Genomic DNA, 9,804 nt, shown 5'->3' on the forward strand with positions numbered 1-9,804 from the left:
GGGCTTGCGGCCGCCCCGGGCCTGCGGCCCCGCCGGGCCCGGACGGGCCCGCGCCTGCGGCCGGGGCCGTCCAGCCGTCCGGCCGTCCGGCCCTCCGGCGGTGGGGGACGGTCAGGCCACCGTCAGGACGATCTTGCCCGCCGTGCGGCCCTGCTCGCCCAGGGCGTGGGCCTTCGCCGCGTCCGCCAGCGGGAGCACCGTCTCGACCACCGGGCGGAGCTCGCCCCGCTCGACCAGCGCCGCGATCTCGCGCAGGCCGAGCTGGTCCGGCTCGACCAGGACCCACTCGGCGCGCACGCCCTGCGGGGCCGCCGGGACGTCGTCCGGGCCCGGCAGGGTCACCAGTCGGCCGCCGGGGCGCAGGACCGCCAGCGACCGCCGCGCGGTCTCGCCGCCGAGCCCGTCCAGCACCACGTCCACGTCGGAGACCGCGTCCTCGAAGCGCACGGCGCGGTAGTCGACCACCTCGTCCGCGCCGAGCGAACGCACCAGGTCGTGCTTGGCCGCGCTCGCCGTGCCGATCACGTACGCGCCGCGGGCCTTGGCGATCTGGACCGCGAAGTGGCCGACGCCACCGGCCGCCGCGTGCACGAGCACCCGCTCCCCGGGCCGTACGTCCGCCGTGTCCACCAGCGCCTGCCAGGCGGTCAGCGCGGCCAGCGGCAGGGCCGCGGCCTCCACGTGCGTCAGCGACCGCGGCTTGGGCGCGAGCTGCCGCGCCGGGGCCACCACGTACTCGGCGTAGCCGCCCGCCTGCCGCGGGAACAGCGGCATCCCGTAGACCTCGTCACCGGGCCGGAACACCGTCACGCCGGGGCCGACCGCTTCCACGGTGCCGGACACGTCCCAGCCGAGCACCGGGACCTCGCCCCACTCGATGAGCGCCCCGCTGGCGCGGGTCTTCCAGTCCACCGGGTTCACACCGGCCGCGTGCACCCGGACCAGGACCTCGTTCAGTCCGGGCGCCGGGCGCTCGATCTCCCGCTCGACCAGGGTCTCGGGTCCGCCCCACTGCTCCACGACCACCGCGCGCATGTTCTCCGCCTTGCTTCTGGTGCCGGGCCTCTCCCGGCGACGCAGTCCACCATCCGGCCTCGCGGCCCGTCGTGGTGTTGGCCGGATGGCCACCCTGTGACAGGATCTGGCCATGACCGACGTCCGCCGCCACCGCATCGCCGTCCTGGCGCTCCCCGGCGTGCCCCCCTTCGAGCTGGGCATCCCGTCCCGGGTCTTCGGCAGCGCCGAGGACCCCGAGGGCCGCCCGCTCTACGAGGTCACCGTCTGCACCGCCGACGGCGCCCCCGTGCTCAGCGACGCCGGGTTCACCGTGCAGCCCGCCGCGGGACCCGAGGCCCTGGCCGCCGCCGACACCGTGATCGTGCCGCCCACCCACGCCATGCCCGAGCTGGGCCGCGGCGGGCCGCTGCCCGACGAGGTCGCCGCCGCCATCGCCCGGATCCGGCCCGGCACCCGGCTGGTGTCGATCTGCACCGGCTCCTACGTGCTCGCCGCCGCCGGGCTCCTCGACGGCCGCCCCGCCACCACCCACTGGAACCTGGCCCTGGAGTTCCGCCGCGCCTACCCCCGGGTCCGGCTGGACGAGGACGTCCTCTTCGTGGACGACGGGGACGTCCTGACCTCCGCGGGCGTCGCCGCCGGGGTCGACCTCTGCCTGCACCTGATCCGCCGCGACCACGGCGCCACCGTCGCCAACCGCGCCGCCCGGATGTGCGTCGTACCGCCCTGGCGCGACGGCGGCCAGGCGCAGTACATCGACCGCCCGGTGCCCGAGCCGACCGTCGCCACCACCACGGCCACCCGCGCCTGGGCCCTGGAGCGCCTGGACACCCCGCTCTCCCTCGCCGAACTGGCCGCCCACGCCCGGATGAGCCTGCGCACCTTCACCCGCCGGTTCCGCGACGAGGTCGGGATGACCCCCGTCCAGTGGCTGACGGCGCAACGCCTGGAAGTGGCCCGCCAGTTGCTGGAGACCACCGACCTGCCGGTGGACCTGGTCGCGCACCGGGCCGGTTTCGGCTCCGCCAACTCCCTGCGCCAGCACATGCGGGCCGCCATCGGCGTGTCACCGATCACCTACCGCCGGACCTTCCAGCCCGCTCCGGCCCCCGCTCCGGCCCCCGCCCCGGCTTGACCTCGGAGGTAATCGCTCCCGGCCCCGCGGCGGGCCATGCTTTCCCGTACGGGCGCACCGCCCGTACCGACCTCCCGAGGAGCGACGCGACATGACTGCCTACGCCATCGCCCACCTGCGTGCCACAACGGTGAACGAGGACGTCCTGCGCTACATAGAGACCATCCAGGCCACCCTCGACCCCTTCGGCGGACGGTTCCTCGTCCACGGCGCCCAGGCCGAGGTCGTGGAGGGTCCCTGGACCGGCACCGTCGTCGTGGTCGCCTTCCCCGACACCGCCGCGGCCCGCGCCTGGTACGCCTCCGAGGCCTACCAGGCCATCCTCCCGCTGCGCACCCGCCACATCACGGGCGAGGTCGTCATCGTGGACGGCGTCCCGGACGGCTACGACGCGCGCACGACGGCGGCCGCCCTGCGCGCCGAGGCAGGCCTCTGAAAGGCGCCGACGCCGGCCTGCGACCCGCCCGACGCCGGCCTGCGACCCGCCCGACGCCGGCCTGCGACCCGCCCGACGCCGGCCGGTGGCCCGCCCGACGCCCGCCTGCGGCCCGCCCGACGCCGGCCTGCACGGCCCACCCGATCCGGCCGCCGGGGCACCCGGGCCGACCGCCTCCGGGCACCCCGGCCCCCGGCCTCCGAGGCACGGGTCGGCGGGGTGCGAGCATGGGCCCATGGCTACTCACCTCATCACCGGTGCCGGCTCCGGCATCGGCGCCGCCGTCGCCGCGCGCCTGCACGCCCGCGGCGACGAGCTCATCCTGCTGGCCCGCGACGCCGCCCGCGGCAAGGAGCTCACGGCCCGCTACCCCGGCTCCCGCGCGCTGGTCGCCGACCTGGCCGACCCCGACCGGATCTCCTGGGCCTTCTCCCACCAGGCCCTGCCCGACCGCCTGGACTCCCTGCTGCACGTCGCCGGGATCGTCGACCTCGGGCCGGTGGGCGACCTGCGCCCCAAGACCTGGCACCAGCAGCTCAACGTGAACCTGATCGCCCCCGCCGAGATCACCCGGCTGCTGCTGCCCTCGCTGCGCGCCGCCCAGGGGCACGTCGTCTTCGTGAACTCCGGTGCCGGCCTGAACGCCCACCCCGACTGGAGCGCGTACGCCGCCTCCAAGCACGGGCTGAAGGCCCTGGCCGACTCCCTGCGCGGCGAGGAGAAGGCCAACGGGGTCCGCGTGACCTCCGTCTACCCCGGCCGCACGGCCACCCCCATGCAGGCCAAGGTGCACTCCCAGGAGGGCAGGGAGTACGACCCGCAGGCGTGGATCGACCCCGAGTCGGTCGCGACCACCATCGTCATGGCCGTCGACCTGCCGCGGGACGCCGAGGTCAACGACCTGACCGTGAGGCCGGGCCGATGACCGCCACCGGCGTCGGCTCGATGCCGGGCGGTGACGCCCGGGAGGCCGTCAAGACCGTCACCGGGACCTTCGAGGACTTCCCGTACCTGCCCGAGCTGCCCGCCCGCGGCCCCGGCGCGGACATGACGGGCCGCTCGCTCGGCCTGCTGGTCGACCTGTACGCCCACGTCGAGCCCAGCGGCTGGCGGATCAGCGACCGGCCCGGCCGCGACACCCGGCGCGCCCGCTCCTGGCTCGGCGAGGACCTCGACGCCCTGGAGGAGTACACCCAGGGCTACGAGGGCCGGCTCAAGATCCAGGTGGTCGGTCCCTGGACGCTCGCCGCCGCCCTGGAGCTGCGCAGCGGCGAGGCCCTGCTCGGAGACCCCGGCGCCTGCCGCGACCTGGCCGGATCCCTGGCCGAGGGGGTGCGCGAGCACCTGGCGGACGTCCGCAAGCGGGTGCCCGGCGCGTCGGTCGTGCTGCAGTTCGACGAGCCCTCGCTGACGGCCGTGCTGCGCGGGCAGGTGCGCACGGCCAGCGGCTACCGGACCTACCGGGCCGTGGACCGGCAGGTCGTCGAGGGCAGCCTGCGCGACCTCTTCGCGGTCCACGACGGCGAGGTCGTGGTGCACTCGTGCGCGCCCGAGGTGCCCTTCGCGCTGCTGCGGCGGGCCGGTGCCACGGGGGTGTCGTTCGATTTCTCGTTGCTCACGGAGCGCGAGGACGACGCCCTGGGCGAGGCCGTCGAGAGCGGCACGCGACTCTTCGCCGGAGTGGTGCCGGGCACCGATGCCCCGTTGTCGGACCCTGCCGGTAGCGTCATGGGTGTCAGGAAGCTTTGGCGCAGGCTGGGGCTGGCCCCGGGGACCCTCGCGGAGTCCGTGGTGGTCACTCCGTCGTGCGGTCTGGCGGGCGCTTCGCCCGCCTACGCCCGCGCGGTACAGGCCCACTGCGTCAGGGCGGCGAGGTCACTCGCCGACAACCCTGAGTGACGGACCGACGGGGCCACGGGAGGACACGGCATGACAGCCGAACAGCAGGAGACGGTACCGGCGCAGGTGCGCGAGCAGCACCAGCTGCTGGCCGAGCAGGTCGAGGAGCACCGCTTCCGATACTACGTCAAGGACCAGCCGGTCATCAGCGACGCCGAGTTCGACAAGCTGCTGCGCTCCCTTGAGGCCCTGGAGGAGCAGTACCCGGAGCTGCGCACCCCCGACTCGCCCACCCAGAAGGTGGCGGGGGCGTACGAGACGGACTTCGCCTCCGTCGAGCACCGCGAGCGCATGATGTCCCTCGACAACGCCTTCGACGACGAGGAGCTGGCGGCCTGGGCCGAGCGGGTGGCCCGGGACGCCGGCACCGCCTCCTACCACTACCTGTGCGAGCTCAAGGTGGACGGCCTCGCCGTCAACCTCACCTACGAGCACGGCCGCCTGACCCGCGCCGCCACCCGGGGCGACGGCCGCACCGGCGAGGACATCACGCCCAACATCCGCACCATCGCCGAGATCCCCGACCGCCTGCGGGGCGAGCGGATCCCGGCACTGGTGGAGATCCGCGGCGAAGTCTTCTTCCCGATGGAGAAGTTCGAGGAACTCAACGCCCGCCTGGTCGCGGCCGGCGACAAGCCCTTCGCCAACCCCCGCAACGCGGCGGCCGGTTCGCTGCGCCAGAAGGACCCCAAGGTCACCGCGACCCGCCCGCTGCACATGGTGGTCCACGGCCTCGGCGCCCGCGAGGGCCTGGACATCGACCGGCTCTCGCAGGCGTACGAGCTGCTCCACGAGTGGGGCCTGCCGACCGCCCGGCACAACAAGGTCGTCACCACCCTCGACGAAGTCCGCGCGTTCATCGCGCACTTCGGGGAGAACAGGCACTCCGTCGAGCACGAGATCGACGGCGTGGTCGTCAAGCTCGACGAGATCCCGCTCCAGGGCCGCCTCGGCTCCACCGCCCGCGCCCCGCGCTGGGCGATCGCGTGGAAGTACGCGCCCGAGGAGGTCAACACCAAGCTGATCGACATCAAGGTCGGTGTCGGCCGCACCGGACGGGTGACGCCGTACGCGCAGGTCGAGCCGGTGACGGTGGCCGGCTCCGAGGTCGAGTTCGCCACCTTGCACAACCAGGAGGTCGTCAAGGCCAAGGGCGTGCTCATCGGCGACACCGTCGTGCTGCGCAAGGCGGGGGACGTCATCCCCGAGATCCTCGGGCCCGTCGTCGACCTGCGCGACGGCACGGAGCGGGAGTTCGTCATGCCCGCCGAGTGCCCCGAGTGCGGCACGGCGCTGCGGCCGATGAAGGAGGGCGACATCGACCTGCGCTGCCCCAACGGCCGGACCTGCCCCGCGCAGCTGCGCGAGCGCCTGTTCTACCTGGGCGGGCGGCAGTGCCTGGACATCGAGAACTTCGGCGCGGTGGCCGCCGCCGCCCTCACGAACCCGCTGGAGCCGGCCGAGCCGCCGGTGCGCGACGAGGGCGACCTGTTCGGCCTGACGGTCGAGCAGCTCCTGCCCATCAAGGCCTACGTCCGCGACCCCGACAGCGGTCTGCCCAAGCGGGATCCGAAGACGGGCGAGGAGAAGATCGTCACGGTCTTCGCCAACCAGAAGGGCGAGCCGAAGAAGAACACCCTCGCCATGCTCGCGAACATCGAGGCGGCCAAGGACCGCCCGCTGGCCCGCGTCATCAACGGCCTGTCGATCCGCCACGTCGGCCCGGTCGCCGCCGAGGCGCTGGCCCGCGAGTTCCGCTCCATCGACCGGATCCAGGCGGCGACGGAGGAGGAGCTGGCCGCCACCGACGGCGTCGGCCCGATCATCGCGGCCTCGCTCAAGGAGTGGTTCGCCGTCGACTGGCACCAGGAGATCCTGCGCAAGTGGCGCGAGGCCGGCGTCCGGATGGAGGAGGAGGGCTCCGGTGAGGACGAGGGGCCGCGCCCGCTGGAGGGCCTGACCGTGGTCGTCACCGGCACTTTGCAGAACCACACCCGCGACGGCGCCAAGGAGGCCCTGCAGAGCCGGGGCGCCAAGGTCACCGGATCGGTGTCGAAGAAGACCTCGTTCGTGGTCGTCGGCGACAACCCCGGCTCCAAGTACGACAAGGCCGTGCAGCTGAAGCTGCCGATCCTCGACGACGCCGGCTTCGAGGTGCTGCTGGAGCAGGGCCCGGACGCGGCACGCGAGGCGGCCCTCGCGGTGGAAGGTGCCGCCGGGGCGGAGTAAGGGGGCCCACGGACGACGTAGCGAAGGCGAACGGATGCGTGGCGTGCGGCCGTACGGGCGGGCGCACGCCGGGTGCGCGCCCGGTCGTGAACGGCCGGTCGGGCACCGCCCGCAGGGCCGTGAGCTGTCGGATCATCGGACGGGTGACAGGGGGGTCCTGGTCCAAACTCACCCGTTCGGCGGATACCGTACTGATGAGGATGGCTGGGTCGCATTCGGGCAACCGCCGCCGACCGCTGCCCCTGGAAGCCTCCTGCGGCCTACTGTTGAGGGGTGCGCCTGTCGTGCACGGCTGCGGTGACGTGATTCCAGCCGTGATGGCATGACATCGGGGCCTCCCCCGGCCACCGCTGGGAGGGGCCCCCAGGCATCGGCATCGCCGGCTGTGAGAGGGACGGGCATGAAACCCACCGAAAGCGCCGACCCGTCACCTGATTTCGGCGGGGACGCACCCACCGTGCGGACCAGGCGGCTCGGCGTCCTGCGCGCCAGGACGCCCGAAGTGCACCCGCTGGCGCTCGCCGTCCCGACCGGACCGGGACGGCGCACCGCGCTGCCCTTCGCCGTCGTCGGCCTCGCCCTGGCCCTCGTCGCGATCGGCCTCGCCGATGCCCTGACCCACCGTCACGCCCTGTTCCCCGGCGGCCCCGCCGGCTGGGCCCTGGCGCTGCTGACCGGCATCATCGTCGGCCACCTCGTCGCCCTCGGCCGGGACCGCTGGTGGGGCGGCACCGGCTCGGGCGCCGCCCTCACCCTCGGCGTGCTGCTCCTCTACGGCTGGCTCCCCGCCGGCCTGGTCTCCCTGGCCGTGGTCTCGCTCGTCGGCGCCGCCCGCCGGCACCGCTGGCGCCAGGGCCTGCTGCACGGCGCCGCCGACATCCTCGGCATCGGGGCCGGCGCCCTCGTCCTGGCCGCCTTCGGCCAGACCCCGACGGTGGAGAACCCCTGGAAGCCCACCGCATGGACCCTCGCCGCCGCCCCCGAGGTCCTGCTCGTCGCCCTCGCCTACCTGGCCGTCACCCGCGTCGTGCTCTGGGCGGCCCTGTCCCCGCCCGGCGGCGGCCTGCCCACCGTCGACCGCACCGCCGTGCTGCGCCAGGGCCTGGTCGCCGTCGCCCTCCTCGGCATCGCCCCGCTGATCTGCGTCGTGGGGGTCACCCTCCCGGTCCTGCTGCCCCTCTTCGCGGTCCCGCTCATCGCCCTGGACTCCACGCTGTGGATCGCCCGGGCCCGGGCCGAGGAGCAGCTGCGCGACCCGCTGACCGGACTGCCCAACCGGCAGTGGCTGCTGGAGCGGGCCTGGACCGCCCTGGACGAGGCTGAACGTTTGGGCACCCGGTCAGCTCTTGTGCTGATCGACCTGGACCGGTTCCGCGCGGTCAACGACACCCTCGGCCACCTCGCGGGCGACCGCCTGCTCCTGCAGATCGCCGACCGGCTGCGCCAGGCCCTCCCCGAGGACGCCGAGGCCGCCCGCCTCGGTGGGGACGAGTTCGCCGTCCTGCTGCCCGTCGCCGACTCCCAGACCAGCGCCCAGCGGGTCGCCCGCCACCTGGTCGCCGAGCTCAGCTCCCCCCTCGACCTCGACGGCCTCACCCTGGTCCTGGAGGCCAGCGCCGGCCTGGCCGTCTTCCCCGACCACGCCCTGGACGCCGAGGGCCTGCTGCGGCGCGCCGACGTCGCCATGTACCAGGCCAAGCGGGACCGCACCGGGGTCGAGGTCTACGAGTCGAAGCGGGACAGCAACACGCCCGACCGCCTCGGCCTCCTCGGCGACCTGCGCCGGGCCCTGGACGCGGGCGAGGTGGAACTCCACTACCAGCCCAAGGTCCGCTTCGACGGCCAGGTGGCCGGCCTGGAGGCCCTGGTCCGCTGGGTGCACCCCGAGCGCGGGCGGGTCTCACCGGACGAGTTCATCGCCATCGCGGAGACCTCCGGGCTGATGCCGCGCCTGACCGAGTACGTCCTGGAGACGGCCCTGGCCCAGGTCGCCCGCTGGCGCGCCCAGGGCCTGAAGGTGCCGGTCGCCGTCAACGTCTCGCCGCGCGACGTCCACACCCCCGGCTTCGCCGGCGCCGTCGCCGCGCGGCTGGCCCGGCACGGCGTACCGGCCGGCGCCCTCCAACTGGAGATAACGGAACACGTGCTGCTGGAGGACCCCCAGCGGGCGGCCGACACCATGGCCGGGCTGACCGGGCACGGGGTGAAGATGTCCCTGGACGACTTCGGCACCGGTTACTCCTCCCTCGTCCACCTGCGCCGCCTGCCGGTCAGCGAACTGAAGATCGACCGCAGTTTCGTCGCCCGCCTGGCGGTCGACGCCCAGGACGCGGAGATCGTCCGCTGCACGGTCGACCTGGCCCACTCCCTGGGCCTGCTGGTCGTGGCCGAGGGCGTCGAGGACGACGAGACCTGGGAGCACCTGCGCGACCTGGGCTGCGACGCCGTCCAGGGCTGGCTGGTGGCCGCCGCCATGCCGCCCCAGGAGGCCACCGCCTGGCTCCTGGCCCGAGGCGAACGCGGCTGGCGCCGCCCCGCGGACATCACAGCGGAACTGACGGACACCCCGGCCACCTGACGGGCCGCCGGGCCCGGGCCTGCCCAGGGGCGCCGGCCCCTGGAGCCCGCCGGGCGGGGAACTGACGGACACCCAGCCACCTGGCGGCCCTCCCGGCGCACGCCCGCCGGGAACGCCGGCCCCTCGTGCGTACGCCGAGCGACCGACCGGGCAGCCGAGCGGCCGGCAGTCGAGCCGCGGGCCGCCGGGCCGCCCCACTCCCGTCGCCGGGACCGCGGCGCCGCCCCGGACCCCGCCCGGCCGGGCGGGCACTCGGGCGGCCCGGCTCGTGTTCCCCGGCTTCCCTCCGGCCCGCCACGGCGCGCAGGCCGCCCCACCCAGGTGCACCGGGCAGGCGACCCGCCCAGCCGGGCGGGCGAGTGAACCCGCCCGTCCCGGGCGAACGGGCCGCCAGGCCGGCCCACGGCGGGTGCCCCCTGTCGGCCCCCGCGGGCCTTCGAGGCGGGGGCAATGGGGCAGAACCCCGGCCCGACCTGCCCGAGCGGACGGGTGGCCCGGCCCCTGCCCCCG

At 74.9% G+C, this 9,804-nt stretch carries 7 protein-coding genes; 6 read left to right on the top strand and 1 reads right to left on the bottom strand.

Going from position 1 to position 9,804, the window contains the following annotated elements; translation table 11 throughout:
- Positions 1-111: 111 nt before the first annotated feature.
- On the bottom strand, positions 112-1,035 hold the full coding sequence (locus tag LG632_RS28080) for an NADP-dependent oxidoreductase (protein WP_226730438.1): 924 nt from the start codon (positions 1,033-1,035) through the stop codon (positions 112-114).
- Between the two features lie 112 nt (positions 1,036-1,147).
- Between LG632_RS28080 and LG632_RS28085 the strand changes: the two genes are divergently transcribed.
- From LG632_RS28085 to LG632_RS28110, 6 genes are all read left to right on the top strand, one after another.
- Entirely contained in the window at positions 1,148-2,152 is a 1,005-nt protein-coding gene (locus LG632_RS28085; RefSeq protein ID WP_226730440.1) for a GlxA family transcriptional regulator, read from the top strand.
- 91 nt (positions 2,153-2,243) lie between these two features.
- Entirely contained in the window at positions 2,244-2,588 is a 345-nt protein-coding gene (locus LG632_RS28090) for a DUF1330 domain-containing protein (protein ID WP_226730442.1), read from the top strand.
- A 235-nt stretch (positions 2,589-2,823) separates the two neighbouring features.
- Positions 2,824-3,513, top strand: a complete 690-nt coding sequence (locus tag LG632_RS28095; protein WP_226730444.1) for an SDR family oxidoreductase — start codon at positions 2,824-2,826, stop codon at positions 3,511-3,513.
- Entirely contained in the window at positions 3,510-4,487 is a 978-nt protein-coding gene (locus LG632_RS28100) for a methionine synthase (protein ID WP_226730445.1), read from the top strand. Before LG632_RS28095 ends, LG632_RS28100 begins: the two co-directional genes overlap by 4 nt.
- Before the next feature lie 30 nt (positions 4,488-4,517).
- Positions 4,518-6,716 (top strand): NAD-dependent DNA ligase LigA, encoded by a 2,199-nt coding sequence (gene ligA / locus LG632_RS28105; protein ID WP_226730447.1) that lies wholly within the window; start codon positions 4,518-4,520, stop codon positions 6,714-6,716.
- A gap of 400 nt (positions 6,717-7,116) precedes the next feature.
- Positions 7,117-9,294, top strand: coding sequence for a putative bifunctional diguanylate cyclase/phosphodiesterase (locus LG632_RS28110; protein ID WP_226730449.1), 2,178 nt, complete (start codon positions 7,117-7,119; stop codon positions 9,292-9,294).
- Positions 9,295-9,804 lie beyond the last annotated feature (510 nt).

This window comes from Streptomyces antimicrobicus (genome assembly GCF_020532625.1).
GTDB lineage: Bacteria > Actinomycetota > Actinomycetes > Streptomycetales > Streptomycetaceae > Streptomyces > Streptomyces antimicrobicus.

What these genes read in the sequence shown, in the direction of transcription:
- LG632_RS28080 (WP_226730438.1), bottom strand. Translation starts at nt 1,035, where the DNA reads ATGCGCGCGGTGGTCGTGGAGCAGTGGGGCGGACCCGAGACCCTGGTC.
- LG632_RS28085 (WP_226730440.1), top strand. Translation starts at nt 1,148, where the DNA reads ATGACCGACGTCCGCCGCCACCGCATCGCCGTCCTGGCGCTCCCCGGC.
- LG632_RS28090 (WP_226730442.1), top strand. Translation starts at nt 2,244, where the DNA reads ATGACTGCCTACGCCATCGCCCACCTGCGTGCCACAACGGTGAACGAG.
- LG632_RS28095 (WP_226730444.1), top strand. Translation starts at nt 2,824, where the DNA reads ATGGCTACTCACCTCATCACCGGTGCCGGCTCCGGCATCGGCGCCGCC.
- LG632_RS28100 (WP_226730445.1), top strand. Translation starts at nt 3,510, where the DNA reads ATGACCGCCACCGGCGTCGGCTCGATGCCGGGCGGTGACGCCCGGGAG.
- ligA (WP_226730447.1), top strand. Translation starts at nt 4,518, where the DNA reads ATGACAGCCGAACAGCAGGAGACGGTACCGGCGCAGGTGCGCGAGCAG.
- LG632_RS28110 (WP_226730449.1), top strand. Translation starts at nt 7,117, where the DNA reads ATGAAACCCACCGAAAGCGCCGACCCGTCACCTGATTTCGGCGGGGAC.